This window comes from Halorubrum sp. Atlit-8R, assembly GCF_003666025.1.
Classification (GTDB): domain Archaea; phylum Halobacteriota; class Halobacteria; order Halobacteriales; family Haloferacaceae; genus Halorubrum; species Halorubrum salinarum.
In genome coordinates this window covers 406,502-433,138 of the sequence record NZ_QPLV01000003.1, presented here as the reverse complement: position 1 = coordinate 433,138, position 26,637 = coordinate 406,502, and the positions used below count along the sequence as shown (strand labels likewise).

Genomic DNA, 26,637 nt, shown 5'->3' with positions numbered 1-26,637 from the left:
CGATCCGACCCGACCTCCCCGGCCCTCAGCCGCTCTCCTCCGGGTCGAACCGGTACCGCGTCGTCGTCGCGCCGTCGATCCGCGGCCCCGAGCCGACGGCCTCGAACCCGACCGCCTCGGCCGCGTCGGCCGCGGTCCCGTCGGCCGGCAGGACGGCCTCGACGGTCATCCCCTCCCGGGTCGCGAACCTAACCGGCTCCTCGAACAGGCGCTCGACCGGGTCGGGGGCGCCCTCGACGTTCGTCACGTGGACGACGCCGTCCCGCACGTCGAACGCGACGAACCCCGCGACCGCGTCGACCGCGGTGTCGTCGCCGGCGTCCGCGTCGGCGGCCGGGTCGGCCCCGTCCGTCACCGCGACGCGGACCGACCGGTCGTGGATCATGTCGCGGACGACGCCCTCGGGGCGCCCCGTCATCGACGCGAGGGCCGCGGCGTCGGCCTCGACCCCGTCGCGAACTCGCATACCTCCGCACTCTCCCCCGGCGACATAAAATCGCCGCCCGGTCGCCGCGGACCGGATGATTTTAACGACCGGCGCGCCCAGTGGCACGCATGAACAAATCGACCCAGATCGTGGTTGGTACGGTCGGCGTCTCGGCCGTCCTCTCGGTGCTCATCGTCCTCTCGTACGTCTTCGCCTGATGTTCTCCTCCCGGTCGCTCGACGACGACCTCGCGGCGGTCCGCGACCGGTACGCGCCCGGGTCGCCCGTCCTCGACGTCGACGCCGACTTCGAGACGCTCCCGCCGGCGGCCGCGGAGGACCTCGGGCTCTTCGTCGACGGGCTCGACCCCGCCTCCTACCCGGCCGAGTGGCTCCCGGACTCGGTCCCGGATCTGCTCCGGAAGCACGCCGGGCCGGCGTTCACCGTCGGGCTGCCCGGCGACGGCACGGTCGTCCGGACGACCCAGACCGACCCGCCGACCGTCCTCGTCAAGCGCCGCGCGGAGGGGACGCCGGACGACTTCCTCGCGTTCCTGATCGCCGAGCGGCTGGTCCGGATCGGTCGCGAGCCGGCGCCGGGCGCGGTCCGCGGCGACGCCTCGACCGGCGGCGACCCGGCCGGCATCCCCGAGTCGTTCCTGCCCTTCTTCGGCGAGCGCTACCGCGACCTCGACGCCGCGATCCGCCGCCCGGACCCGGAGACCGGCGAGTCGACGACCGGGTTCGGTCCGACCGACGTCTTCCAGGTCGCGAACGCGCTGTTCGACGCCTGGGTCGGGCTCCACACCCGCGACGCGTTCGCGTCGTGGGAGGACGAGTACCCCCGGCTGTTCGACGCCTGGGTCGACGCGGGCGACCGGCTCTCCGGGCGGCTCGGCGACCTCTCCGGCGAGGTGGCGCGCGGCGACACCGACTTCCCGGCCGCGACGGAGTACGCCTGCTCGGCGGTCAAACACGACCTCGACCTGCCGGCGCCGTACGGCGCGCTCGACACGACCGCCTACCGGGAACGCGGGGCGCCCTACGCGGTCGCGTGGGCGGAGAAGACGTTCGCCGCGCTCGTCGACGACGAGGAGTAACGGGGCGCCCGCTCGCGGCGAAAACCGCCGTTCAGACGTCGACGACGACGTTGCCGTCGCCGTCGAGGTCGATGACGCCGTCGAACAGGTCGCGGAACCGGTCGAGGGTCGCGACCTCGTGGACCTCCTCGGAGAGGTGGAAGATGCCGACCGCGTCGTGTTCGTCGAGCAGGTCGAGGATCTCGGCGGCCGCCTCGTACACGGCGTCGTCGTCGGCGTAGTAGGCCATCTCGGTGAGCGAGTCGACGGAGACGCGTCGCTTCCCCTCGTGCTCCGTGAGGAACCGCTCGACCCGGTCGACGACGCCGTCGAGGTCGTCCGGCGCGGAGACGTAGTAGACGTCGTCGGACGTGCGGCGCGAGTACCCGCGCTCGACGGAGAGGGTGTCGAGGATGGTCGCCTTCGTCTCGTCGACGTCGTAGTACTCCAGTTTCTGTTCGACCTCGCGCGCCGTCGTCCGCGTCGAGACGACGAGGAACGCGTCGGTGTCGGTCTTCAGGAAGTCCGTGTCGATCCGGTCCGTCTCGCCGATGCTCGGGTGGACGAGGAGCAGTCCGGTCCCGCCCGGTATCGCCTCCGGCCCGTTCTCGATGGCGAGGGAGTAGTCCATGGGATCGGAACTCGCCGGACCGACTTAACGGTGCGGGCCGGGGCATCTCAGACCGTCCGACCCGGGCGGGTCGCTCGGCCCGCGTCCGACCGGCGTCGCGGTCGCTCACGTTCTCCCCTTCGTTTCGTTTGGAGGTTCTGATAGGCACGGGTCGGCCGACTGCCCGCCCGCCCGCGAGCCGACGGCTCTCGGGTCGCGCCGGTCGGTTTTTTTGCCCCGCCCGCCGTCGGTGCGGTCGATGCCCGGGCACGACTCCGCGCGCGACGTCTACCGGCAGGCGCTCCCGGTGATAGCCGTCAGCCTGATCGCCGGGCTGTTCGCGGGGACGATACTCGCCTCCGAGACCATGCGTGCGAACATCGCAGAGGTCCCCGGCCTCCTGCTGCTTTTGCCGGCGTTCCTCGCGACCCGCGGCGGGGTGTACGGCTCGCTCGGCGCCCGGCTCTCGACCGGCCTCCACCAGGGGATCATCGAGCCGCGGTTCCGCCCGGACCGCCGGCTCACCAACGCCGTCGTCGCCTCCTTCCTCAACGGGATGACCGTCTCCGTGTTCATCGCGGTCGTCACCTACGCGACGCTCGTCCTGTTCGGCGACGGCGGGAGCCTCTTCCAGCTGGTCGGCGTGATGGTCGTCGCCGGCTTCCTCTCCGCCGTCCTCATGATCACCGTGCTCATCGCGGTCATCTTCGTCGGCTACCGCCGCGGGCTCGATCCCGACAACGTCATCGGGCCGGTCGTCACGACGCTCGGCGACGTGTTCGGGGTGTTCTTCCTCCTCGTCGGGGTGGCCGTCGTGGGGGCCGTCTCGTGACCGAGCCGCGGTCGACCGTCGTCGACGAGTGGTCGGTCCGGCGGATCGTCCGGACGATGATCCCCCTCTTGGCCGCGCTGTCGGTGCTCCAGCTCGTCTCCGGCACCGTGCTGGAGACCTACGAGGCGGTGCTCCTCCGGTACCCGGCCCTGCTCGTCCTCGTCCCGGTCCAGATCGGGACGGCCGGCAACCTCGCGTCGATCACCTGCTCACGGCTCACGACCCAGCTGTACCTCGGAACCTACGAGCTCAGCCCGTCGAACCCCGCTCTCCGAGCGAACGCGGGCGCGGTGTTCGCGCTCGCGGCGACCGTCTTCGGCGCCGTCGGCGTCGCCGCCTGGGCCATCGGGCTCGCGCTCGGCGGGTCGCTCGCGCTCGGCCGGGTGCTACTGATCTCGCTTGTCTCCGGGATGGCGCTCGCCGCGCTCGTCGTCGTCGCCAGCGTCGCCGCCGTCGAGGCGTCCTACCGGATCGGGCTCAACCCCGACGACACGACGATTCCGGTGGTGACGAACCTCTGTGACATCGCCGGCGTATTGATCCTCTTCGCGGTCGTCTCGGTCGCGCTGTGAGGACCGATCGGTTCGAGCCCGACTAGAACACGCTGTCGGCCGTCGCGGCGCCGACGACGCTGAACACGGCGCCGACGGCGACGGCCTTCGCGGTCGTCGCCACCACCGCGCCGTCGCCGATCCCGCCCTCGACGAGGAACGTGTGGGGCGCGTCGAAGATCAGCGCGAGCAGGAGGACGGAGCCGAACGCGACCGTCATCAGCGAGACGAACCGGGTCGGGATCCCGACGAGGTCCGGCTCCTCGTCCACGTCGCGGCCGGTGTCGGCCCGGTACAGCGCGGCGTAGCCGATCAGCCCCACGAGCACGGCGGTCACGGCGGCCTGGATCCAGTTCATCCCCGCGGCGAGCTCCCACACCTCCGCGGTGACGACGAACGGCCCCGCGAGCAGGAAGCCGCCGACCGACTGCTGGGCCATGTCGGCCACCCGGAAGTGCGGTCGGCGGAGCGCCCGCGGTCGCTTCATACCCACGACCGGGGCCGGAGTCGGTAAAACACCGCCGTTTTTCACCGCTCTCCACGTCCGACCGGTATGAGCGTTCGCGAGGAGTTCGACGAGTGGGCGGCCGCGGGGAAGGACCGCGGCATGGAGGACCGGCACTGGCACACCGCGAAACACGTCCTGGCGCGGATGCCGGTCGAGGACGGCGACGCGGTCCTCGATTTGGGCACCGGCTCCGGCTACGCGCTCCGCGCGCTCCGCGAGCGGGGCATCGGGCGCGGCTACGGCCTCGACGGCGCCCCGGAGATGGCGAAGAACGCCCGCGAGTACACGGACGACGGCGCGGTCGGCTACCTCGTCGGCGACTTCGACGAGCTCCCCTTCGCCGACGACTCGCTGGACCACGTCTTCTCGATGGAGGCGTTCTACTACGCGAGCCACCCCGTCCACACCCTCGAAGAGGTCCGGCGCGTGCTCCGGCCGGGCGGCACCTTCTACTGCGCGGTCAACTACTTCGAAGAGAGCGAGACGACCCACGCGTGGCAGGAGAACATCTCCGTCGAGATGACGCTGTGGTCGCGCGAGGCGTACCGCGAGGCGTTCCGCGAGGCCGGCCTCTACGTCGCCGAGCAGGACGCGATTCCCGACCGCGAGACAGAGATTCCGGAGGCGTCGGAGTTCCCGACCGAGGGGTACGAGTCGCGCGACGCGATGATCGATCGGTATCGGACGTGGGGGACGCTGTTGACGGTCGGCGTCGCTCCCTAACGCGTATTCCCGTTCGATCGACGGCGTCCGTCCCGATCCATCGTGAGCGACTGCTCTCGTGAGGGCCGCCGCCGAAGCCCCAGCCGTGAGGGCTCGCGCGGCTCGCCGTGGTCCTCGCTCCGTCGCTCGTTTCACTCGCTCCGTCGCTCCGGTCCTTGCTTCGCCGTGCTTCGCCCTCACGGCTGCCCCTTCGATCCCCACCCTGCCGCGACCGCCCCGCACCTCACGCCTCCCCAGCCTCGCGGTTCGCTCCGGGCTCCCTGCGGTCGCCCGTCGCTCACCGCGTCCCTCGCGCGTGCTCCTCGCGACCTCCGCTTCGCTCCGGCCGCTCGCAGGCACGCGCCACCGCGGTTCTGTTTGTGCGTATCCGTCGCCGTCGGCGGTCGCGGCCGCGTTCGTCGTCTCCCGCTATCGCGCTCTTCCGACGGTTTAAATCGCGTCGGAGACCAGAGTCCGGTAATGGAACCGAGTTCGCTCTCCGGGCTCCCCGCCGGCGTCGGCGAGGCGCTCGAAGCGGAGGGCGTCGCGGAGCTGTACCCGCCCCAGGAGGCGGCCGTCGACGCGGGCGTCACCGACGGCGAGAGCCTCGTCGCGGCGGTCCCGACCGCGTCCGGCAAGACCCTGATCGCCGAGCTCGCGATGCTCTCCTCCATCGAGCGCGGCGGGAAGGCGCTGTACATCGTCCCGCTGCGCGCGCTCGCCAGCGAGAAGAAGGCCGAGTTCGAGCGCTGGGAGGACCACGGCGTCACGGTCGGCGTCTCGACGGGCAACTACGACTCCGACGGCGAGTGGCTCGCGAGCCGGGACGTCATCGTCGCCACCTCGGAGAAGGTCGACTCGCTCATCCGCAACGGCGCGCCGTGGATCGACGACCTCACCTGCGTCGTCAGCGACGAGGTCCACCTCGTCGACGACTCCCACCGCGGCCCCACGCTCGAAGTCACCCTCGCGAAGCTCCGCAAGGTGAACCCGGGCCTCCAGACGGTCGCGCTCTCCGCGACCGTCGGCAACGCGGACGTCATCGCCGACTGGCTCGACGCCGAGCTGGTCGAGTCCGACTGGCGGCCCATCGAACTCCGCACCGGCGTCCACTTCGGCAACGCGATCAACTTCGACGACGGGAGCCAGCGCGAGGTGCCCGTCGAGCGCGGCGAGGACCAGACCGCGAGGCTCGTCGCGGACGCCTTGGACACCGAGGAGGACGGGCAGGGCGGCTCCTCGCTCGTCTTCGTCAACTCCCGGCGCAACGCCGAGTCGTCGGCCCGGAAGCTCGGCGAGGTCACCGGCTCGCGGCTCACCGGCGAGGAGCGCGACCGCCTCCGCGAGCTCGCCGAGGAGATCCGCGGCGTCTCCGACACGGACACCTCCGAGGACCTCGCCGACGCGGTCGAGCGGGGGTCCGCGTTCCACCACGCCGGCCTCGCGAGCGAGCACCGGAGCCTGATCGAGGACGCGTTCCGCGACCGCCTGATCAAGTGCGTCTCCGCGACGCCGACGCTCGCCGCGGGCGTCAACACGCCCGCCCGCCGGGTGATCGTCCGCGACTGGCGCCGCTACGACGGGGAGTTCGGCGGCATGAAGCCGCTCGACGTGCTCGAAGTCCACCAGATGTGCGGGCGGGCGGGCCGCCCCGGCCTCGACCCCTACGGCGAGGCGGTGCTGCTCGCGAACAGCGCCGACACCCGCGAGGAGCTGTTCGACCGCTACGTCTGGGCCGAGGCCGAGCCGGTCCGCTCGAAGCTCGCGGCCGAGCCCGCGCTCCGCACGCACGTCCTCGCGACGGTCGCGTCCGGCTTCGCCGCCACCCGAGACGGGCTGCTCTCCTTCCTCGATAACACCCTCTACGCGACCCAGACCGACGACGAGGGGCGCCTCGCCGCGGTCACCGACACCGTCCTCGAGTACCTCGAAGTGAACGGCTTCGTCGAGCGCGACCGCGACGGCGGGAGCGAGGGCCTCGCGGCGACCGGCATCGGCCACACCGTCTCGCGGCTCTACCTCGACCCGATGAGCGCGGCCGAGATACTCGACGGGCTCCGCACCGTCGCGGACGGCGCGGACGACGGGGGCGCCGCCGGCGACTTCGTGCCCGCCGACGGCGCCGGCCCCGGGCCCGACGCGGACGCCGACGACGCCGACGACGCCGGATTCACCACTTACACGCGGGCGAACGGCGACGCGGACGACCCCGCCGAGGCGGCGGCGTCGGACGGCGACGACGCCCCCGCGGTCACCCCGCTCGGCCTCTATCACCTCGTCAGCCGGACGCCGGACACCTACCAGCTGTACCTCAAGTCCGGCGACCGCGAGGAGTACACGGAGGTCTGCTACGAGCGCGAGGCGGAGCTGCTCGGCGACACCCCCTCCGAGTACGAGGACGTGCGGTTCGAGGACTGGCTCGCCGCGCTGAAGACGGGCCGCCTCCTGGAGGACTGGGCGAACGAGGTCGACGAGGACCGGATCGCGGAGCGGTACGGCGTCGGGCCGGGCGACATCCGCGGGAAGGTCGACACCGCCGAGTGGCTCCTGCGCGCCGCCGAGACGCTCGCGCGCGACGTGGAGGGGATCGACGGCGACGTGGTCGTTCAGGTGCGCGAGGCCCGCAAGCGGCTGGAGTACGGCGTCCGCGAGGAGCTGCTCGACCTCGCCGGCGTCCGCAACGTCGGCCGCAAGCGGGCCCGCCGGCTCTACGAGGCCGGCATCGAGAGCCGGGCCGACCTCCGCGAGGCGGACAAGGCCGTCGTCCTCGGCGCGCTCCGCGGCCGCGAGCGCACCGCCGAGCGCATCCTGGAGAACGCCGGCCGCGAGGACCCCTCGCTCGACGGCGTCGACCCCGACAGCTCGGCCTCCGCGGCGGCGACCGCGGGCGCGGACGCCGACGGCGACGGCGACGGGCAGGCGAGCCTGGGTGATTTCGGATGACGGCGCCCGCGACCGACGCCGACGGGCAGCCGCCCCCCGCCCCCGCGGTCCGTCTCGTCGCCGGGACGTTCGCGGTCGCCGACCTCGACGCGTTCCTCGCCGACCTCGACGGGATCGCCGCGCAGACCGGCGCGGTCGTCCAGGCGTTCGACGCCGACCTCGTCGTCTCCGGGACGCAGCTCCGCGAGGCGGCGCGGCTCGCCGCCCGGGCGATCGCCCGCGGCGAGGCGGTCGCGCGCGACCCCGGCGTCGAGGTCCTGCTGTACGCGGCCGGGCGCCGACAGATCGACCGCGCCCTCGACCTCGGCGTCGCGGAGGGCGAGCGCCGGGCCGTCGTCCTCGTCGCGGACTTCGGCGACGTGCCCGGCGCGGACCGTCCGCCGGCGGACCCCGACCGGGCGGTGGAGGCGGTCCGGGGACTCGCGCTCGACTCGGCCGAGCTCGTCGAGGGGGACGCGCCCCTGACCGGATTCGACGAGGAGCGCGTCCGCGAGTTCTACGGCGTCACCGACCGCGAGCTCGCCGCGACGAACGGTGGCCTCGCCGACGCCGTCCGCGAGCGCGTCGCGCTGCTGGACGTGGAGAAGTGACCGCGGACGCCCCACCGCCACCCCTTCGTTTCGACTGGAGACCGCAGGACGGCGGCGCGGCTCGGTTCTAGACGAAGCGAGACGCGAGAGAAGTAGTCCATCCTGGATTCGAACCAGGGTCGTTGCCCCCAGAAGGCAACAGGATTGGCCACTACCCCAATGGACTCCGTACCAACCGATAGCCAGTACGTCTTTGTAAGCGTTGCGCGTTGCGGCCGCCGTGCGATCAGTTGACGGGACGGCTTCCCGACGGGGGCGCGGTCGGCAGGGAGAGGCGGCCGCGCCGGGGCCGACCACCTCTTACCGGATCGCGTTCGTGGACATACCGACGCGCTTTACAGGACCGAATCCACACGACCCTGTATGTACGTCGGACGATTCGTCGTCGTCGCGCCCGGCATCGGCGGCTACCGCGTCTCCTCGCGCTCGTTCCCGAACCGTCGCGTCCGCGACCGCGGCGGGACGCTCACCGTCGGGCCGACGGCGGACGCGCCCGAGACAGACAACCCGTACGTCTCGTACAACTGCGCGCGGGCGGTCGAGACCCCGACCGGTGAGCCGCTCGCGGCCCTCGGCAACGGCTCGCACGTCGACCCGATCGCGGAGAAGCTGGCGCGCGGCTACCCCGCCCGCGACGCGCTCGCGTCGGCGCTGCTCGCGCTCGACTACGAGAAGGACGACTACGACACGCCCCGCGTCGCCGGCGTCGTCGGCGCCGACGCGGCGACGATCGGCACCGTCCGCCGCGACGCGCTGCTCGTCGAGGCGGTCGAGGAGCCGACCGTCGTCGCCACCTACGAGACGGACTCGCCCGAGCCGTACGACCTGACGGCGACCGACGCCGCGTCGGTCGCGACCGAACTGCTCGGCGCCGACCTCGAACACCCCGTCTGCGCCGCGGGCGCGACCGTCGACGGCGACGGCGTCTCGCTCGCGTTCGACAACGGCGGCGACTGATCGCTCGCGCCCAGGGGTACCGACCGCCGACCGCCTTTCCGCCTCCCGACGCCTTTTGGCTCCCCCGTCCGAGTGACGGGCATGGAGCCGATCACCGCCGCCGACTACCGCGACCTCGTGGTCCCGTCCGACCCCCGCGTCTCGCCGGACGGCGACCGCGTCGCCTTCGTGCGCCGACAGCCGAACGGCGACGACAGCTACGAGACCACGGTGTACCTCGTCGACGCCGCGGGCGAGGGCGAGCCCCGCCGCCTCACCATCTCGGAGGGCTCGGACGCCGAGCCGCGCTGGAGCCCCTCCGGCGACCGGATCGCGTTCACCTCCACCCGCGGCGCCGACGACGACCGCCAGCAGCTGTGGGTCCTCCCGCTCGGCGGGGGCGAGGCCCGCCGCGTCACCGACGCCGTCGGCGGCGTCTCGCAGATCGCGTGGTCGCCCGACGGCGAGCGGATCGCGTTCGTCCAGTCCGTGACCGCCGACGACCGCGAGGCCGACCGCGACCTCGCGGTGCCGGACGACTACGAGCCCGAGGAGCACCCCGACCCGCGCGTCATCGACCGGACCGTCTACCGGGCCGCGGAGCGCTACTTCGACGGCCGACGCCCCGGCGTGTACGTCGTCGACGCCGACGCCTCGGTGGGCGGCGTCACCGACCCGGACCCGGCGGGCGCCGTCGAGCGCGTCACCGACCGCGACGCCGACTTCGCGGCGCCGTCGTGGGGCGACGCCGACACCCTGTACTACACCGAGGCGGTCGGTGACGACCCCGACGACTCCGTCGAGATCGCGATCCGCGAGCACGACCTCGCGAGCGGCGAGTCCGAGGTAGTCCACACGACGACCGGCTGGGGCGCCGCGCTCGCGGCGACCCACGACGGCCGCGTCGCCTTCACGCACGCGGAGCCGGAGCAGGTGTCGATGCAGCCGACCGACCTCCGCGTCCTCGACGCCGAGTCGGGCGCCGTCACCGACCTCACCGGCGGCATCGACCGCGGGCTCGCCCGCGACACGGCGCCGCAGTGGGGCCCGGACGACGAGACGCTGTACTTCGCCACGCCCGACGAGGGAAAGACCGCGCTGTGGCACGTCCCCGCCGACGGGAGCGCCGACCCCGAGCGCCTGCTCCGGCCCGGCACCGTGTCGGGCGCGACAGTCGGCGGCGACGCGGGCGCCGGCCCCGAGTCGGTGACCGTCGCCTACGCCGCCAGCGAGTGGGACCACCCCGGCGACGCGTTCGCGTACGACGCCGCGGCCGACGAGACGGCCCGGCTGACCGAACTGAACGCCGACTACCTCGCCGAGCGCGCGGTCGGCGAGCCGGAGGAGGTCCGCTTCGAGTCCGACGGCGTCGAGATCCAGGGGTGGCTGCTGACGCCGCCCGAGCCCGCCGACGCCGACGAGCCGTACCCGCTCGCGGTGGAGATCCACGGGGGGCCGCACGCGATGTGGTCGACCGCGGGGACGATGTGGCACGAGTTCCAGACGCTCGCCGCCCGCGGCTACGCCGTCTTCTGGTCGAACCCCCGCGGCTCGACCGGCTACGGCGAGGCGTTCATGCAGGCGATCGAGCGCGACTGGGGCGCGGTGACCCTCGACGACGTGATGGCGGGCGTCGAGACCGTCGCCGAGCGCCCAGAGATCGACGCCGACGACGCCTTCGTCACCGGCGGCTCCTTCGGCGGGTTCATGGCCTCGTGGGCGGTCGGGCAGACCGACTACTTCAGCGCGGCCGTCGCCCAGCGCGGCGTCTACGACCTCACCGGCTTCTACGGCTCGACCGACGCCGCCTACAAGCTCGTCGAGGGCGACTTCGACACGGTGCCCTCCGAGGAGCCGCAGTGGCTCTGGGAGCAGTCGCCGACCGGCCACGCCGACGCGGTCGACACGCCCACGCTGCTCATCCACTCCGAGGACGACACGCGGACGCCGATCTGTACGGCGGAGCTGTACCACCGGATCCTCCGCAAGAACGGCGTCGACACGCGGTTCGTCAGGTACCCCCGCGAGGGCCACGAGCTCTCCCGGTCGGGCGAGCCGGCGCACGTCGTCGACCGCATCGAGCGGATCGCCCGCTGGTTCGACGGCTACTCCGAGCACCACGACGCCGAGCGCGCGCTCGACCGCCCCGAGGACGACGGGCTGAGCGCCGGCGCGGACGGGGACGGCGAGGAGAACGGCGACGAGTCGTAACCGGGGCGCGCCCCCGGCACCCGGTCAGCGCTCGTCGGGGTCGAACGCGTCGATGGCGTCGTGGACGTCCGCGACCCACTCGTCGAGCGCGTCGTGGAGGCGGCGCTTCGCCTCCGGGACCGGGATCGCGGTGTACTGGTAGACGTAGCCGCCGGAGTCGAGCAGCCGGCGGCGGCGCTCGACGAGCCCCTTCTCGCGTAAGGTCGACAGCGACCGGTTCACGTTCGACCGGTCGCGGTCGAGCGCGTCGGCGAGCTCCGAGACGGTGCTGCCCGGGTACTCCAACAGCGCGAGGTACGCGCGGCTCTCGTGGTCGCGCACGCCGAAGACGCAGGAGAGGACGTGTTCGAACGACGGGGAGGTGTCGCCGACGAGGTCCTCTATCTCGGGGTCGCTCATGTCACTCGTTCCGCGCGGGGCGGTGTTAAAGCTCCGTCATCGCCGCGCGGCGCGGTCACTCCTCGGCCGCGTAGCCCATCTGGTCGATGCAGCCCCGCATCCCGGACTCGTCCGCGTGCCGGTGGAGGTTCGTCGGCGTGTCGCAGTGGTACGTCTCCCCGTCGTACCGCAGCGCGACCTCGTGGTTGGCGCCGGCGACCTCCACGTCGACGAGGATCCGCCGGCCGTCGTTGAGCGCGTCGATGAGTTCGTCGGCGGACAGCTCGCCCGCCTCGACTCGGAGTACCTCGCTCATGGGCGTGATTCGGCGGTCGGCGAGTTAAAGGCGACCGATCACGTCGTCGTCGAGTCCGGGCCGCCCTCCTCGGCGGGCGGCTCGACGCCCTCGGCGGCCGCGACGTCCTCGGTCCGCTTCTCCGCCTCGACGTGCCAGCGGTCGATCTCGGCCTCGTACTCGTCGAGGACCGCGGACACCTCGTCTTTCAGCTCGTCGTCGTTGACGTTCACCTCGAAGACGAACGTCTCGCCGTCCTCGGCGCGGGCGACCTCCTGGATGTTGGCGCTGACGAGCTCGTTGTCGAAGTAGTACGGCGCCATCTGGGTCATCACGTTGCGGTAGACGGCGTCCTCGACCTTCCGGAGCGCCTTCCGGCTGGCGGAGTCGGCCGCCCGAGCGACGTGTTCGATCGACTCGCCCCAGCTCTCGCGGGCGCTCTCCGTGTCGTTCTCCTCGACCTTCTCGTAGGACTCCGTGAGCTTCTCGCCGGCCGTCTGGAGGTCGTCGCCCGGCGACTGCCCCGCGCGCTCGCCTTCCCCCTCGTCGACGGACGCCTGCGCCGCGGTCTTCTCCGAGACGTCCTCGTCGATCCGCTCGTGGGTCTTGGGACGCCACTCGTCGAACTCGTAGTAGGCGTCGCCGTCGACGCCGACCTCTCGGAGCGCGAGGGCGATCCGCTCGCCGTGTTCGACGACGTCGCCCCAGTCGCCGCGCACTTTGAAGCCGGAGATGCTCTCTTCCATCGGTTGCCACCGTTACGGAACGGACGCGTATAAGTCTCTCCGAACTGACGGGACCCGCCGCTCCCGGGTCGGCGACCGGGGGCGCGGCGACGCTACTTGCCGTACGCGAGCCGGCGCGCGAACGCGTCCAGCCGCTCCTTGAGGTCGCCGAGGTACCCCGCGGGCGAGACGCGCCGGATCGCCGACTCGTCGACCTCGATCCGGTCGCCCCGGAACGGGTCGCGGTCGGCCCGCTCCTCCGGCGACTGGTCCTTCGCGACCGCCCCCACGACGGTCGACATCGAGCAGCGCCCGCACGCCTCCGCCTCGATCGGCTCGTCGGCGTCGGTCCGGTCGGCCTCGTCTGTCATGGTCGTTTACTGTGCGATACGGTGTCGCGGGTCTTAAATCCGCGGCTCACCCCCGAGCGACGCGGCTCGCGCCCGCCGCCGATCCTCCGCGGACCGACCGTCGCCCGCAATCCGCCGACCGAACCGCCCCTCGTCCGCTACCGCCGCCGACGCCCTTTTCACCCCCTCCGTGGAATGCGTTCGCATGGGATATCGCGTCGTGGACGTCGACGCCGTCGAACCGGAGCCGGACCGCCCCTGCGAGTGCCGAAAGCTGTCCGACCCCGGAGAGCTCGACGCGGCGGCCATCAACCGGTTCCGGGCGGCGCCCGGCGAGCAGCTGCCGCTCGCGTACCACTACCACGAGACCCAACAGGAGGCGTTCTACGTCCTCGACGGGACGCTCGCGGTCGAGACGCCGGACGAGACCTACGAGGTCCCGGCCGACGACCTGTTCGTCGTCGACCCCGAGAGCCCGCAGCGCGCGTACAACCCGGCCGACGCCGACGACCCGGTGACGGTGCTGGCGATCGGCGCCCCGCCGGCGTCGGGCGACGCCGTCGCCTACGACCCCGACGACGATGAGTGAGAACGCGGCGCCGGGCGAGGCCCCCCGTCGCGACCCCGAGGAGCTGCCGGCGGAGATCCGCGAGGCGGTCCCCGACTACGACGACGAGTACCTCGACCGCGTCTCCGACCGGCTGATGTACAGCTACGACCTCGACCGCGACGTGGTCGTCGACGGCGAGCGGTTCGACATGACCGCGGAGATGCGGGTGCGCAACCAGAAGCAGTTCCTCCACCCCGCGCTGAGCTACGCGGACCACGACATGCGGGAGTTCGTCTTCGCCCGCCGGGTGGCGACGCCGAGCGTCGACGAGGCGGAGCGGCTCGTCGAGTTCGCCCACGGCGTCGCCGACGAGCGGGTGGACGCCCACGAACAGCACTACGGCACCGACGTCACCATCGTCCTCGTCGCCGACCGGATCCCCGACGACGTCGCCGAGTTCGTCTCCGGGTTCCGCGACCGCACCCTCCTGAAGTTCGGCTACTACGGCCACTACGAGGTGAACCTCGTCGTCGTCGCGCCCGACCGGGAGGCGCTCGTCGCCAGCGAGAACGCCGACACCGCGGCCGCGTTCCGCCTGTGGGAGCGGGTCGACCCCCCGGACGAGGGGTTCTTCTCGCGGTTCGCGAAGCGCTTCTGGAGCTGAGCCGCCGGCCGGGCGGCGCCGTCGCTCCGCGTCCGGGTCGTCGAGTCGGCGAAAAAATCGGTTCCGCGGCGAAAGCGACCGGAGCGCCGGTCAGTCGTCGCTCGGTTCGGCGGCCGCCCCGCTCCCGCCCCGCACGCTCGTGATGTTGCCGTAGCCGATGCGCACGAGCGACAGCGCGAGGTAGATGAGCACGAACGCGAGGCCCATCTGGACCACCGCCGATATCTGTCCGGCCAACGCGGTGACGTTCCCGAGGATCAGCTTCTGGTAGAGGTTGTCCCACAGCGCCACCCACGACAGCCCGAGGACGGTGATCGTCACCATGATCGTCATCGGGACGCCGGTGGAGGCGAGCTGCTTGGACTCGTCCCAGTTGGCGAGCCAGACGGTCGCCGCGAGCAGCGCCAGCGCGGCGAGCAGCTGGTTCGCGCCGCCGAACAGCGCCCACAGCGTCACCCACTCGCCGGAGATGACGAGCAGGTACGCGACGAGCGACTGGACGACGGGGTTGGTGTACCGGCCCTTCGCGAAGCTGCCGAGGTCGGTCGAGAAGCCCGTGGTCGTCCCGCTCCCCCGGGTTCCGACGATCTCCTCCATCATGTACCGACCGAGCCGCGCCGCGGTGTCGGTCGAGGTGAGGAGGAAGCTCACCAGCACGAGCGCCATGAACGGCGCGCCGAAGCTCTGCGGGATCCCGAGGCTGGTGAGGATGATCCCGCCGCCGGTCGCGAAGTTCGGCAGCGCGCCGCCGATGCCGCCGCCCGCGGCCGCCGTGGTCGCGCCGGCCACCGCGAGCGTCGAGATGGCGACGGAGGCGAGCAGCCCCTCACCGAGCATGCCGCCGTAGCCGATGAGCCGGGCGTCGCTCTCCTTGTTCAGCTGCTTGGCCGTCGTCCCCGACGACACCAGCGAGTGGAAGCCGCTGATCGTCCCGCAGGCGATGGTCACGAACAGCAGGGGGAACAGCGGCGTGATCCCTCTGGTGTCGATCGCGAGTTCGCTGCCGAAGAAGCCCATGTACGCCCCGATCGAGGGGTCGATCGTCAGCGGCTGCGCGGAGGTGCCGAGCAGCGTGCCGACGATGATCGCCAGGAGCGCCCCGCCGACGCCCGAGTACAGGAGGAACGACGACAGGTAGTCGCGCGGTTGGAGCAGCACCCACACCGGGAGCGCGCTCGCGAGCGACGCGTAGATGAGGATGACCGGCACCCACGCGGCGACGTTCGGCTGGAGGATGGCGTCGGCGCTCACCACGGCGCCCGGCAGCCAGGCGCCGTTCCCGAGGAACTCGAAGAGCACGATGGTCCCCGCGGGGTAGGCGCCGGTCTCGACCGCCGGGAACAGCGCGAGCGGGTACTGGATCCCGAGCCAGACGCCCGCGAACACGCCGGCGACGAACACGACCGTCCCCGGCAGGAACGGGCCGTCCAGCTGGTAGAGGTAGACGCCGAACCCGAACGCGAGCGCGATGTACACGAGGCTCGCGGTCGCGGCCGACGGGAACGCGTTCAACACGATCCCGACGACTAAGGCGAACACCGCCACCACGAGGATGATGGTGAGGAACGCGAACCACAGCAGCATGTTCTTGCCGCGCTCCCCGACGTACTCCCCGATGATGTACCCGATCGACTTCCCCTCGTGTCGCATCGAGCCCGACAGCGAGATGAAGTCGTGGACCGCGCCCATCAGCGGGTTGCCGATGGCGACCCACAGAAGCGCCGGGACCCATCCCCAGATGGCCCCGGCGGTGATCGGGCCGACGATCGGCGCCCCGCCCGCGATGCTTGAGAAGTGATGCCCCAGTAGCACCGGCTTCTTCGCCGGTACGTACTCCTGGCCGTCCTCGTACTTGTGTGCCGGCGTCTCCCGGTCGTCGTCGAGTTCGACGAACCGAGAGAGGTACCGCGAGTACCCCATGTATCCCACGGTGAACGTACTGAGCACGGCGACGACGATCCAAATTACACTTGTCATAAGTTCCCTGCCTCGTGGTATCGGTTCACTATGTCAAACTTAAACGTTACTTTCGTTCATGATGGTCAACGACAATATCTGCCGGTCGCGCCCTCCTCGCCGCGGGGATTCGATTTATTTCTCCAGTTAATCGATAAAATCCGATCCGTCGTCGCCCCGATCGACCTCGCGCGCGATCCGGGGCGGCGGTGCGGTCCGGCGGAACTCGGCCGGCGCGCCGCGCGTCACGGCTCCACGTCCAGCGACGCGGCCACGTCGGCGAGCACGTCGCCGCGGACCTCCGTCGTGCGCGACTCGATCTCGGCGACCAGCGGCGGGTCGAACCCCTCGCGTACCTGCGCGAGGCGGTCCCGTTCGGTCTCGACCTTCTCGCGGAGGTAGCGTGCCCCCCGCCCCGTCTCGTCGTCGTCGGGCGACGGCGTGAGCTTGTTCGCGACGAGGCCGCGGACGCGCAGGTCGCGGTCGGTGAACCCCTCGATCGCCCGCGCCGTCTCGTTGACCGAGAGCTGGTCGGGGTTGAACACGAGGAAGAAGGCGGCCTCGTTGCGCATCGTCTCGCCGGCGTACTCGAAGAACTCCTTGCGCTGCTGGAGCCGCTCGATCACGGGGTCGCCCTCCAGCAGGCGCCGCGGCTCCATGTCGCCGACCGCGGCCTTCTCGAACAGGTCGATCGACTGCTTGCGCTTGTACAGCAGCCGGTCGATCCAGTCGCCGAGGAAGTCGGGGAGCCCGAGCAGCCGCAGCGTCGACCCGGTCGGGGCGGTGTCGAAGACGACCCGGTCGTACGGCTCGCTCTCCGTGCGCATCACGTCGACGAACGCGTCGAACAGCGCCGACTCGTACGCGCCGGGCGTCCCGTGGGACATCTCCAGCTGGCGGTTGATCTCCGAGACCATCGCCGCCGACACCTGCTCCGAGAGCGACTCGCGGATCTCGTCTAAGTGCCGCTGCATCTCGTCTTCCGGGTCTATCTCCATCGCGTCGAGCCCCTCGACCCCGGTGACCGACTCCGGCTCGTCGCCGAACCGCTGGTCGAACACGTCCGACACCGAGTGGGCCGGGTCGGTGGAGACGACGAGCGTCCGGAGCCCCTCGCGCGCGCAGCGGTGGGCGTACGCGCACGAGACGGTGGTCTTCCCGACCCCGCCCTTGCCGCCGAAGAAGACGAACTGCTCCATCAGTCGCGGAGTGAGCGTCGGTCCGTCATCAGAAGTGGTACTGCTGGCCCTTGCGCTCGATGAGGCTGTCGCGGTCCCACAGCCGCCGCTCCCACGCCTCGAACTCGTCTTCGAGGTACGGGAGCAGCTCGGCGGTGTAGTACGACACCGGCGACGGGATCCCGAATGCGTCGGGGAAACACGCCAGCATGAACTCGTCTTCGGTGTCCTCGGCCTCCTTCTCGATCTTCTCGTAGGCCGGGTGCGTGATCATCCCGTGATACAGGCCTCGGGCCCACTCCTCGAGGACCGCCCGGAACCGTTCGATCCGATCGGCTACTGTCATCGTCTGTCATGACACCCCTCGCGTGCTAAAAGCTGTCGCGGTCGGGGCGGCGAGGCTCGGATCCGGGGCGGGGGCCGTCCCCGTCGCGTCGGTCGTCAGGCGGCGTTGCCGTCCGGGAGTTCGCTCGCCGACTCGTCGGACTCGCCGTCCTCGGCGTCGTCCAGTTCCGGTCGGTCGTCGTCGCCGGGGCTCGGGCTGTGGATGTCGCTGTCGAACGCTCCCCAGACGAGGTACAGCATCGCGGCGACCATCAGCACCGTCATCGTGATGCTGACCAGCGAGACGGTAGCGGCGGACAGAACCATGTCCCGAGTTCGACGACCACCGCCTATCAACGTATCGGCTCGGAACGCGCTCGGCTCGCCCCCGATCCGGCGGACGCCGCCGGGGGCTTGAAGAGCGTCGTGGCCGATCCGGTCGTATGGACGACCGCATCCCGGTGACCGTGCTCTCGGGGGGACTCGGCGCGGGCAAGACGACGCTGTTGAACCACCTGCTCCGGAACGCCGGCGAGCGCGACGTCGCGGTCCTCGTCAACGACATGGGCGACGTGAACGTCGACGCGGACCTGATCGCCGAGGAGTCCGAGGTCGGCGTCGAGGGCGTCACGGAGCTGTCGAACGGCTGTATCTGCTGCGAGCTCCAGGACGACCTCGAGAGCGCCGTGGTGCGGCTCGCCAACGAGCGCTCCTTCGACGCCCTCGTCGTGGAGTCGTCGGGCATCTCCGAGCCGGCGCCCGTCGCGCGGCTGTTCACGACCGAGTCGCGCGCGGCGGCCCGGTACCGCGTCGACGCGCTGGTGACGGTGATCGACACCCGCCAGTTCCTCGACGCGTTCGCCGGCGACGAGGCGCCCGAGCGCCGCGTCGACCCGGACGCCGGCGGCGAGGACGCCGACCGGCCGCTCTCCGACCTCCTCGTCGAGCAGGTCGAGGTGTCGAACCTCGTGGTGTGTAACAAGGCGGACCTCTGTACCGAGGCGGAGCTCGACGAGGCGGTCGACCTCGTCGGGGCGCTCCAGCCCGACGCGGAGACGGTCGTCACGGAGTTCTCCGCGGTCGACCCGGACCGGATCCTCGACGTCGGCCTGTTCGACGAGCGCGCGCTCGGCGACCTCCCCGGCTGGAAGCGCGCGCTCGCGGACGACCACCACGAGGACGGACACGACGACGGCGGCCACGACCACCGCCACCCCGACGAGGTGTACGGCGTCACCTCCTTCACCTACCGCCGCCGGCGCCCGTTCCACCCCGACCGGATCGCCGCCGTCCTCCGCGACCTCCCGGCGGGCGTGGTCCGCTCGAAGGGGACGCTGTGGGTCGCGGGCACCGACCAGCGCCAGCAGGTCGGGCAGGCGGGGCGCTCGGTCCGCGTCACCGCGCTCGGCCCGTGGATCGCGAGCGTCCCGGCGGTCGAGCGGGACATGCTCCGCGCGAACCGCCCCGACCTCGACTGGGACGACGAGCGCGGCGACCGCCGGACGGAGTACGTCGTCATCGGCACCGAGTTCGACGCGGACGCCCTCGTCTCGCGGTTCGACGACGCGCTGCTGACCGACGCCGAACTCGCGGAGCTCGGCGACCCGGGCGTCGGCGACGACCCGGCCGCGGTCGACCCCGCGCCCTTCCCCGCCGAGCAGGGCGACGAGGTCGCGCTCCGAGAGCCGTAGAATCGTTCGCAACCGGGGTCGTTCCGCCGCTCAGCAGGCGCAGCCGCTCCCGGTCGCGCGCTCGAATCGCATCGCGTCGCCGCAGTCGGGACAGGTCGGCGTCCCCTCGGCGTCGCGGTCGAGCCCCTCGTCGTCCACGTCGACGTCGCGGACGCGGACGCCGCAGTCGTCGCACCAGTACGCCCCCTCGGAGCCGTCGTCGCCCGCGGTGCTTGGCGCCCGCTGCGTCGAGCCCGCGAGCGCGTCGGTCACCGTGTCGAAGATCCCCATGCCTTAATTATCCGCATCGATCGTCTTAGTCTCCCGGTGTCGTGCGATCGAGTCGCACAGCCGTCTCGCGGTCCCGAATCCCCCCGCTCGGCCCCGCTGCCCCGTCACAGCAGCGGCAGCGTGAGCGCGAGGAACGCGACGCCCAGCCCCACCCCGGCGTACAGCAGCCGCTCGAACCGCTGTCCGGAGGGGAGCGGGCCGGCGTCGACCGGCGGCGCCGACCGGACCAGCTGCCGGTGCGCGACCAGCGCGACCCCGGCGAACCCGACCGCGGAGGCCGCGAGCGCGAGGGGGAGCGACAGCCCGTAGGCGAGCCCGTACAGCGGCCCGAACGAGAAGACGAGCGTGAACGCGAGCCCGGTCGTCACGAGGAACGGGACCGGGTCTATCGGCTCGCCGCGGCGGTTGCGGGGGCGGGGCGCTGCGACCATGGCCGCCGTACGTCCCGGACGGACAAGAGCTAAGTGGCGCACACCCGCCAGTCGGCGTATGAGCGCCGAGGAGAGCGTCGACGGGGGAGACGACGAGGAGGGCCCCGGGATCCGCGAGGGGGTCGAGCGCTCCTCGGGGGACCCGAAGGTGTTGCTCGCGATGAACGCCGTGCTCTCGGCGTGGTTCGCGTGGATGGTCGTCTGGGGGCTCGACTTCCTCGGCGCGGCGACGCTGTCGGCGCGCAACGTCGCGACGCTGGCGCTGATCCTCTTCGCCGTGACGTACGTCGCCGTGCTCCGGTAGCGGTCGGGCGGTTCGGCCGGCGGCTCTCGGTACCGGCCGTCACCCGTCGAGCGGCCGACACGCCACGTTTTAAGACCGTTCCGGCCGCGGTTCCGACCAATGACGATCGAAGACCGCGACGACGCGTACCTCATCACGCACGCGCTGGCGACGGACACCCTCTCGCGGCTGCGCGACGCCGAGACGGAGCAGGTCGCGTTCCGCAAGGGGCTGGTGAAGCTCGGCCGCATCTGCGGCTACGAGATCATCGACGGCGCGATGGAGACCGAGTACGTCCCCGTCGAGACCCCGCTGGAGGAGACCACGGGCGAGCGCGTGAAGGGCCTCGACGACGTGGTGATCATCAACGTCCTCCGGGCCGCGACCCCGTTCGTCGAGGGGCTCCTGAAGGCGTTCCCCCGCGCGAAGCAGGGCGTCATCTCCGCCGGCCGCGACGAGGAGGCCGGGATGACCGAGGACGGCGAGTTCCCGATCACCGTCGACTACGTGAAGCTCCCCGAGATCCGACCGGACGACACCGTGATCGTCGCGGACCCGATGCTCGCGACGGGCTCGACGATGGTCGCCGTCCTCGACCACGTCCTCGACGAGGCCGAGGACTTCGAGGACCTGTTCGTGCTGTCGGCGGTCTCCGCGCCCGCCGGCCTCGTCCGCGTGAGCGAGGCCGTCCCCGAGGCGGACCTCCTGACGGTCGCCATCGACGACCGCCTCGACGACGACGGGTTCATCGTCCCCGGCCTCGGCGACGCCGGCGACCGGGCGTTCCGCACGGTGTGAGGCCCGCGGCGGGCGCGTCGCCGCCCCGAGCCCCGCTCCCGTCGACGTACTTTTAAGAGCCGCCGCCGCGACCGGTACGACATGAGCGACGCGCCGACGACCGAGCCCTGCGACGCCTGCGGCGACCCCACCACGGACGCGCTCGCGCGCACCGTCCGGCTGAGCGTCGACCGGGCGAACATCGACACCCAGCGGCTCTGCCCCGACTGCTTCGCCGACTGGATCCAGCGCTACCAGGACCGCCTCGGCTCCGGCGGCGACGAGGGCGACGACACCTCCGAGATCATCGTCGACTGACCCCCACGGCGGTCGCCCCGAGCGGGACGGCCGAACACCTTCGCTCCGGCCGGCAACGTCCGTTCCGACCGGCCGGCTTAAGCGTCGGCGGGACGGACCCCGTGGTAATGGATCTCGCCATCGACGCCCCGGCCCCGGCGGCGCCCGACTGCGCCGCCGACGGGACGTGGCTCGCGTGTATCGACTGCGACGAGACGTTCGCCCCCTTCGAGGACGTCCGGTACACCTGCGACGAGTGCGACGGCCTGCTCGAAGTGCGGTACGACGACCCGCCGACGTTCGACGAGTTCGGGTCGGGCGCGTCGACCGACGGCCCCGAGCGCGGCGTCTGGCGCTACCGCGAGGCGCTCCCCTTCGACCTCGGCGTCACGCTCCCCGAGGGCGACACCCCCCTCCACCGCGTCCCGCGCATCGAGGAGGCCGTGGGCGTCGACGCGCTCCGGATCAAACACGAGGGGATGAACCCCACGGGCTCGTTCAAGGACCGCGGGATGACGGTCGGCGTCCGCGTCGCGAAGGAGCTGGGCGTCGGCGCGCTCGCCTGCGCGTCCACCGGCAACACCTCGGCCGCGCTCGCCGCGTACGGCGGCCGCGGCGACATGCAGACGCTCGTCCTCCTCCCCGCGGGGAAGGTCGCCGCCGGCAAGGTGGCGCAGGCGAGCCTCCACGGCGCCCGCATCCTGGAGGTCGACGGCAACTTCGACGCCTGCCTCGACATCGTCCAGGCGCTGGCCGCCCGCGGCGAGGCGTACCTGCTCAACTCGCTGAACCCGTTCCGCCTGGAGGGACAGAAGACGATCGGCTTCGAGATCTTAGAGGAGTTCTACGCCGACTACGGCGCGTTCCCGGACCGGATCGTCCTCCCCGTCGGCAACGCGGGCAACACCTCGGCGCTGTACAAGGGGTTCCGCGAGCTCGTCCAGGCGGGCGCGCTCGACGTCGACGAGGTCCCCAAGCTCACCGGCGTCCAGGCTGAGGGGGCCGCCCCGATGGTCGAGGCGATCGAGGAGGGGAACGACGAGATCCGGCGCTGGGAGGAGGTCGAGACGCGCGCGACCGCTATCCGCATCGGCAACCCGGTCAACGCGCCGAAGGCGATCCCGGGGATCCGCAACACCGGCGGCACCGCGGTTGCCGTCAGCGACCCGGAGATCACCGCCGCCCAGCGTCACCTCGCCGCCGAGGGGGTCGGCGTCGAACCGGCCTCCGCGGCGAGCCTCGCGGGCCTCAAGAAGCTCCGCCGCTCGGGCGTCGTCGGCGACGACGAGCGGGTCGTCTGCCTCACCACCGGGCACCTCCTGAAGGACCCCGACGCCGCCTACGAGGCCGGCGGCGAGCCCGAACCCGTCCCGAACGACGTCGACGCCGTCGTCGAGCACCTCGGCGACTGAGTCCCCCGCGACGACCCCCGCCCTCGCCGACCTCTCGGCGCCCCGCCGCTCGGACGTACGGCCGACACGGTTTGTATTAAATATCGGGCAGCGCTACAACAAACGAATTGGTAGACGTTTCGATGACGGCGCCGGTCGCCGCGCTCGCGGCGGCCGTGGCGGCCGGCGCCGCCGCGGTCGCGTTCGACCACCGCGACGAGCCCGGCGGCCTCGCCGCGACGGCGTTCATGTGCGCCATCGCGTGGTGGTCCGCGGCGCTGTTCGGCGAGGCCGTCGCGTCGACGGAGGCGGGGAAGCTGTTCTGGCTCAACGTCCAGTACCCCGCGACCGCCGTCACGCCGGTCGCGGCCGTCGCGTTCGTCGCCTCCTACCTCGGGTACGACGCGTGGGTCTCGCGGCGCCGGATCCTCGCGCTGGCCGCCCCGCTCGCCGCGCTGACGCTGCTGAGCTGGACGAACGACTACCACGGGCTGGTGCGGACCGGCACCGACCTCGCCGCGTACGGCTCCGAGACGGTGCTGGTCCGGGAGCTCGGCCCGGCGTGGTGGGCGGGGTGGCTCTACTCGCAGGTGCTGCTCGCCGCGACGTTCGCCACGCTGGCGTACGGCGTGTACGACTCGGCGCCCGCGTTCCGCGTCTCCGCGGGGCTGCTGCTCGTCGGCGCCGGGGCGCCGTGGGCCGCGCAGTACGTCGTCCTCGGCGGCGGCCCCGCGTTCCGGCCCGAGCTCCTCTTCGTGCTCACGGGCGTCGCGTTCACGGTCGCGGTCCGCTGGGGCCGGACGCTCGGCGTGACCCCGGTCGCCCGCCGGGTGACCCTGGAGGCCGTCCCGGACCCGATCGTCGTCGTCGACCGGAGCGGCCGGATCGCGGACACGAACCCGGCGGCGCGCGCGTGGCTCGGCGACGACGTCGCGGTCGGCGCCGCGGCCGCGGACGCGCTGGCGAGCGCCCCGGAGGTCCACGCCGCGTACCGCCGCGGCCAGGCCCCCGACGAGCCGCTCTCCGTCGAGGTCGACGGGGAGACGCGGTTCGTCTCGCTGTCGGCCGTCCCGCTCCCGACGCTCGGCAACCGGTCGCAGGGGACGGTGCTCCTGTTGCGCGACGTGACCGACTCGGAGCGCAACCGGCGTGACCTCGAAGTGGCGAACGACCGGCTCCAGACCCTGACGCACGCGCTGGCGCACGACCTGAAGAACCCGCTGGCGGTCGCGGACGGGTTCACCGACCTCGCGACCGCGGGCGACGAGGCGGCGATCGAGCGCGTCGAGGGCGCCCACGCCCGGATGTTCGAGATCGTCGACGAGACGCTCGCGGCGGTCGACCACCCGGACCCCGACGCGGACGCCGAGCCGTTCTCGTTCGCGGCGCTGGCCGAGGACGCGTGGCGGACCGCGGAGACGGGGACCGCGACGCTGGCGCTCGCGGGCGACGGGTCGTACGCCGCGGACGAGGCCGCGGTCCGGAGCGTCTTGGAGAACCTCTTCCGGAACGCGGCGGTCCACGCCGGCACCGACCCGACCGTGACCGCCGTCGCGCTCGACGGGGGCTTCGCGGTCGTCGACGACGGCCCCGGGGTCCCCCCGTCGGAGCGCGACCGCGTCTTCGAGCGCGGCTACACGACCGCGGACGACGGCACCGGGATCGGGCTCGCGTCCGTCGCGACGCTCGCGGCGTCGCACGGCTGGACCGTCGTCGCCGGGCGGGGCCGGGGCGAGGCGGACGCCGCGCTCGACGGGGAGACGGCGGCCGTCGGCGACGGCGCGGCGTTCGTCGTCGGGTTCGGCGCCCGGCCGGTCGAGGAGGTCGCGGCGCCGGTCGTCGCCGACCCGGACGACCTCGTCGCGCCGTCCGGGGCGCTCGCGGCGGAGGAGTGAGCGGCCCGGCCGCGCCGGTTCCCGCTCGCCGGCGCGTCGGTCTGCTCGGTTCTACTCGTCGGCGCGCTCGTCGGCGCCGTCCAGCGTGATCTCGGTGATCTCCACGACACGGTCGTCCGCCAGCAGCTCCTCGATCGCGGCGTCGGGGACCGCCGAGTCGAGGTTGTAGACGGTGAGCGCCTCCCCGCCCTGCGTCTCGCGGCCGTTGAACATCCCGGCGATGTTCACGCCGTGGTCGCCGAGGACGGTGCCGATGAGCCCGATGACGCCGGGCTCGTCGGTGTTGCGCGCGACGAGCATGTGGCCGTACGGGACGGCGTCGACGCGGAATCCGTCGATCCGGACGATTCGGGCGTCCTCGCCCGCGAACAGCGTCCCCTCGACCGCGATCTCGTCGTCGCCGTTGCGCACGGTGACGCGGACGAGGCTCTGGAAGTCGTCCGTCTGTCGGGTCTTCGACTCCGTCACCTCGATGCCGCGCTCCTCGGCGAGCCGCGGCGCGTTCACGGCGTTCACCTGCCACTCCAGCGGCTCGAAGACGCCCTTCAGCGCGCTCGCGGTGACGAGGTCCACGTCCTCCGCGGCGATGTCGCCCTCGTAGGTCGCCTCGACCTCGGTGATCCGGCCGTCGAGCAGCTGGGCGGCGACCTTCCCGGCGGTCTCGGCCACGTCGATGTACGGCTCGATCCGGGGGAAGGCGCTCTCGTCGACGGAGGGCGCGTTGAGCGCGGTCAGCACCGGCTCGTCGTTGAACGCCGCCAGCACCGCCTCCGCGGTGTCGACCGCGACGTTCTCCTGGGCGGCCTCCGTCGAGGCGCCGAGATGGGGCGTCAAGACGATCTCCTCGACGTCGAGCAGCGGCGAGTCCTCGGGCAGCGGCTCCTCCGCGAAGGAGTCGAGCGCGGCGCCCGCAAGGACGCCGTCGTCGACCGCCGCGGCGAGCGCGTCCTCGTCGACGATGCCGCCGCGCGCGCAGTTGATCAGGTAGCCGCCCTCCAGCTGGGCCAGCTCGTCCTCGCCGATCATCCCCTCGGTCTCGGGGAGCAGCGGGGTGTGGATCGTCGCGAAGTCGCCGGCGGCGAGCGCGTCGTGGAGGTCCTCGACGAGCTCGGCGCCCATCCGGTCGGCGCGCTCCTCGGAGATGTACGGGTCGTAGACGACCAGGTCCATCCCGAGCGAGTCGAGGCGCTTGGCGACCTCCTGGCCGACGCGGCCGAGGCCGACGATGGTGAGCGTCTTGTTGTTCACCTCGGTGCCGAGGAACTCGCCTTTCGCCCACTCGCCGCCGACGAGGCGGCCGTGCGCCTGCGGGATCGAGCGCGCGACGGCGAACGTCATCGCGACGGTGTGCTCGGCGGCGGCGCGGACGTTCCCCTCGGGCGCGTTCGCGACGATGACGCCGTGGTCGGTGGCGGCCTCGATGTCGATGTTGTCGACGCCGATGCCGGCGCGGCCGACGATGACCAGGTCGCTCGCGGCCTCGAAGACGGCCTCGCTCACGTCGGTCCCGGACCGCACGATCAGCGCGTTGGCGTCGGCGACGGCGTCGAGCAGCGCCTCGCCCTCGGCCTCGTAGTCGGTGACGACCTCGTGGCCGGCGTCTCTGAGTCGGTCCAACCCCGCGTCCGCGATGGGGTCGGTCACGAGTACCTTCATGCCGAAACGCACCCGCGGCGCGGGGTTAACGCTTTCCTCATCGCGCCGTTTTGCCGCCGGACGGATCCGCGCACGTGGGTATCGACCCCTGCGTTTCCGGTGGAGAATGCGCGTTCGTGGGTACCTCTCGCGTCGGTA

General features: G+C 72.1%; 30 protein-coding genes. 16 read left to right on the top strand and 14 right to left on the bottom strand.

Annotated features, from left to right (window positions below):
- Window positions 1–25 precede the first annotated feature (25 nt).
- Complete coding sequence (locus DVK05_RS10900; protein WP_121563368.1) at window positions 26–466, bottom strand: hypothetical protein; 441 nt, start codon at window positions 464–466, stop codon at window positions 26–28.
- Between the two features lie 178 nt (window positions 467–644).
- Here DVK05_RS10900 and DVK05_RS10895 point away from each other — a divergent pair, with 178 nt between their 5' ends.
- Window positions 645–1,526, top strand: coding sequence for a hypothetical protein (locus DVK05_RS10895; RefSeq protein WP_121563367.1), 882 nt, complete (start codon window positions 645–647; stop codon window positions 1,524–1,526).
- 31 nt (window positions 1,527–1,557) lie between these two features.
- On the opposite strand, the gene DVK05_RS10890 is transcribed toward DVK05_RS10895, so the two are convergent.
- Window positions 1,558–2,136: a hypothetical protein gene (locus DVK05_RS10890; protein WP_121563366.1), complete on the bottom strand. Its 579-nt coding sequence runs from the start codon at window positions 2,134–2,136 to the stop codon at window positions 1,558–1,560.
- A gap of 238 nt (window positions 2,137–2,374) precedes the next feature.
- On the opposite strand from DVK05_RS10890, the gene DVK05_RS10885 reads away from it, so the two are divergent.
- The gene (locus DVK05_RS10885; RefSeq protein WP_053770267.1) at window positions 2,375–2,947 is read left to right on the top strand and encodes a magnesium transporter; all 573 of its coding nucleotides are present in this window, start codon (window positions 2,375–2,377) and stop codon (window positions 2,945–2,947) included.
- Window positions 2,944–3,519: a magnesium transporter gene (locus DVK05_RS10880; protein WP_121563365.1), complete on the top strand. Its 576-nt coding sequence runs from the start codon at window positions 2,944–2,946 to the stop codon at window positions 3,517–3,519. The genes DVK05_RS10885 and DVK05_RS10880 overlap by 4 nt, the downstream gene beginning before the upstream one ends.
- Window positions 3,520–3,541: 22 nt before the next feature.
- On the opposite strand, the gene DVK05_RS10875 is transcribed toward DVK05_RS10880, so the two are convergent.
- Window positions 3,542–3,985 carry a DUF2391 domain-containing protein gene (locus DVK05_RS10875; RefSeq protein WP_121563406.1) on the bottom strand — a complete coding sequence of 148 codons (444 nt, stop codon included), beginning with the start codon at window positions 3,983–3,985 and terminating at the stop codon, window positions 3,542–3,544.
- Between the two features lie 66 nt (window positions 3,986–4,051).
- Between DVK05_RS10875 and DVK05_RS10870 the strand changes: the two genes are divergently transcribed.
- From DVK05_RS10870 to DVK05_RS10845, 5 genes are all read left to right on the top strand, one after another.
- Window positions 4,052–4,729: a class I SAM-dependent methyltransferase gene (locus DVK05_RS10870; RefSeq protein ID WP_121563364.1), complete on the top strand. Its 678-nt coding sequence runs from the start codon at window positions 4,052–4,054 to the stop codon at window positions 4,727–4,729.
- 459 nt (window positions 4,730–5,188) lie between these two features.
- A complete protein-coding gene (locus tag DVK05_RS10865) occupies window positions 5,189–7,651 on the top strand; it encodes an ATP-dependent DNA helicase (RefSeq protein ID WP_121563363.1) in 2,463 nt (820 codons plus the stop codon).
- Complete coding sequence (gene cgi121 / locus DVK05_RS10860; protein WP_121563362.1) at window positions 7,648–8,241, top strand: KEOPS complex subunit Cgi121; 594 nt, start codon at window positions 7,648–7,650, stop codon at window positions 8,239–8,241. Before DVK05_RS10865 ends, cgi121 begins: the two co-directional genes overlap by 4 nt.
- A 363-nt stretch (window positions 8,242–8,604) precedes the next feature.
- Window positions 8,605–9,198, top strand: a complete 594-nt coding sequence (locus DVK05_RS10850; protein ID WP_121563361.1) for an IMP cyclohydrolase — start codon at window positions 8,605–8,607, stop codon at window positions 9,196–9,198.
- Between the two features lie 81 nt (window positions 9,199–9,279).
- Window positions 9,280–11,388, top strand: a complete 2,109-nt coding sequence (locus tag DVK05_RS10845; RefSeq protein WP_121563360.1) for a S9 family peptidase — start codon at window positions 9,280–9,282, stop codon at window positions 11,386–11,388.
- A 24-nt stretch (window positions 11,389–11,412) separates the two neighbouring features.
- On the opposite strand, the gene DVK05_RS10840 is transcribed toward DVK05_RS10845, so the two are convergent.
- From DVK05_RS10840 to DVK05_RS10825, 4 genes are all read right to left on the bottom strand, one after another.
- Entirely contained in the window at window positions 11,413–11,787 is a 375-nt protein-coding gene (locus DVK05_RS10840) for a helix-turn-helix domain-containing protein (protein ID WP_121563359.1), read from the bottom strand.
- Window positions 11,788–11,842: 55 nt separating this feature from the next.
- Window positions 11,843–12,082, bottom strand: coding sequence for a hypothetical protein (locus DVK05_RS10835; protein ID WP_121563358.1), 240 nt, complete (start codon window positions 12,080–12,082; stop codon window positions 11,843–11,845).
- A 38-nt stretch (window positions 12,083–12,120) separates the two neighbouring features.
- Complete coding sequence (locus DVK05_RS10830) at window positions 12,121–12,807, bottom strand: DUF5828 family protein (RefSeq protein ID WP_121563357.1); 687 nt, start codon at window positions 12,805–12,807, stop codon at window positions 12,121–12,123.
- Window positions 12,808–12,899: 92 nt separating this feature from the next.
- Complete coding sequence (locus tag DVK05_RS10825; protein WP_121563356.1) at window positions 12,900–13,157, bottom strand: hypothetical protein; 258 nt, start codon at window positions 13,155–13,157, stop codon at window positions 12,900–12,902.
- Between the two features lie 184 nt (window positions 13,158–13,341).
- Between DVK05_RS10825 and DVK05_RS10820 the strand changes: the two genes are divergently transcribed.
- Complete coding sequence (locus tag DVK05_RS10820; protein WP_121563355.1) at window positions 13,342–13,725, top strand: cupin domain-containing protein; 384 nt, start codon at window positions 13,342–13,344, stop codon at window positions 13,723–13,725.
- Window positions 13,718–14,350, top strand: a complete 633-nt coding sequence (locus DVK05_RS10815) for a hypothetical protein (protein ID WP_121563354.1) — start codon at window positions 13,718–13,720, stop codon at window positions 14,348–14,350. Before DVK05_RS10820 ends, DVK05_RS10815 begins: the two co-directional genes overlap by 8 nt.
- Before the next feature lie 90 nt (window positions 14,351–14,440).
- Here DVK05_RS10815 and DVK05_RS10810 read toward each other — a convergent pair whose 3' ends face one another.
- The 4 genes from DVK05_RS10810 to DVK05_RS10795 form a co-directional block, all read right to left on the bottom strand.
- Window positions 14,441–16,327, bottom strand: coding sequence for a carbon starvation protein A (locus DVK05_RS10810; RefSeq protein WP_121563353.1), 1,887 nt, complete (start codon window positions 16,325–16,327; stop codon window positions 14,441–14,443).
- Window positions 16,328–16,551: 224 nt separating this feature from the next.
- Window positions 16,552–17,505: a TRC40/GET3/ArsA family transport-energizing ATPase gene (locus DVK05_RS10805; protein ID WP_053770282.1), complete on the bottom strand. Its 954-nt coding sequence runs from the start codon at window positions 17,503–17,505 to the stop codon at window positions 16,552–16,554.
- A gap of 28 nt (window positions 17,506–17,533) precedes the next feature.
- On the bottom strand, window positions 17,534–17,830 hold the full coding sequence (locus DVK05_RS10800; protein ID WP_053770283.1) for a hypothetical protein: 297 nt from the start codon (window positions 17,828–17,830) through the stop codon (window positions 17,534–17,536).
- 95 nt (window positions 17,831–17,925) lie between these two features.
- Entirely contained in the window at window positions 17,926–18,135 is a 210-nt protein-coding gene (locus DVK05_RS10795) for a hypothetical protein (RefSeq protein WP_121563352.1), read from the bottom strand.
- Between the two features lie 116 nt (window positions 18,136–18,251).
- Here DVK05_RS10795 and DVK05_RS10790 point away from each other — a divergent pair, with 116 nt between their 5' ends.
- The gene (locus tag DVK05_RS10790; RefSeq protein ID WP_121563351.1) at window positions 18,252–19,499 is read left to right on the top strand and encodes a GTP-binding protein; all 1,248 of its coding nucleotides are present in this window, start codon (window positions 18,252–18,254) and stop codon (window positions 19,497–19,499) included.
- A 30-nt stretch (window positions 19,500–19,529) separates the two neighbouring features.
- On the opposite strand, the gene DVK05_RS10785 is transcribed toward DVK05_RS10790, so the two are convergent.
- Both DVK05_RS10785 and DVK05_RS10780 read right to left on the bottom strand, forming a co-directional pair.
- Window positions 19,530–19,769, bottom strand: coding sequence for a hypothetical protein (locus tag DVK05_RS10785; protein ID WP_121563350.1), 240 nt, complete (start codon window positions 19,767–19,769; stop codon window positions 19,530–19,532).
- Window positions 19,770–19,873: 104 nt separating this feature from the next.
- Window positions 19,874–20,200, bottom strand: coding sequence for a hypothetical protein (locus tag DVK05_RS10780; RefSeq protein ID WP_121563349.1), 327 nt, complete (start codon window positions 20,198–20,200; stop codon window positions 19,874–19,876).
- A 58-nt stretch (window positions 20,201–20,258) separates the two neighbouring features.
- Between DVK05_RS10780 and DVK05_RS10775 the strand changes: the two genes are divergently transcribed.
- From DVK05_RS10775 to DVK05_RS10755, 5 genes are all read left to right on the top strand, one after another.
- The gene (locus DVK05_RS10775) at window positions 20,259–20,504 is read left to right on the top strand and encodes a hypothetical protein (protein WP_121563348.1); all 246 of its coding nucleotides are present in this window, start codon (window positions 20,259–20,261) and stop codon (window positions 20,502–20,504) included.
- A gap of 99 nt (window positions 20,505–20,603) precedes the next feature.
- Entirely contained in the window at window positions 20,604–21,281 is a 678-nt protein-coding gene (gene upp, locus DVK05_RS10770) for a uracil phosphoribosyltransferase (RefSeq protein WP_121563347.1), read from the top strand.
- Between the two features lie 81 nt (window positions 21,282–21,362).
- A complete protein-coding gene (locus DVK05_RS10765) occupies window positions 21,363–21,578 on the top strand; it encodes a hypothetical protein (protein ID WP_121563346.1) in 216 nt (71 codons plus the stop codon).
- 107 nt (window positions 21,579–21,685) lie between these two features.
- A complete protein-coding gene (gene thrC / locus DVK05_RS10760; RefSeq protein WP_121563345.1) occupies window positions 21,686–22,969 on the top strand; it encodes a threonine synthase in 1,284 nt (427 codons plus the stop codon).
- A 122-nt stretch (window positions 22,970–23,091) separates the two neighbouring features.
- Entirely contained in the window at window positions 23,092–24,843 is a 1,752-nt protein-coding gene (locus tag DVK05_RS10755) for a histidine kinase N-terminal 7TM domain-containing protein (RefSeq protein WP_233559364.1), read from the top strand.
- Between the two features lie 51 nt (window positions 24,844–24,894).
- Here DVK05_RS10755 and serA read toward each other — a convergent pair whose 3' ends face one another.
- Window positions 24,895–26,499, bottom strand: a complete 1,605-nt coding sequence (serA, locus tag DVK05_RS10750) for a phosphoglycerate dehydrogenase (RefSeq protein WP_121563343.1) — start codon at window positions 26,497–26,499, stop codon at window positions 24,895–24,897.
- Between the last annotated feature and the right edge of the window lie 138 nt (window positions 26,500–26,637).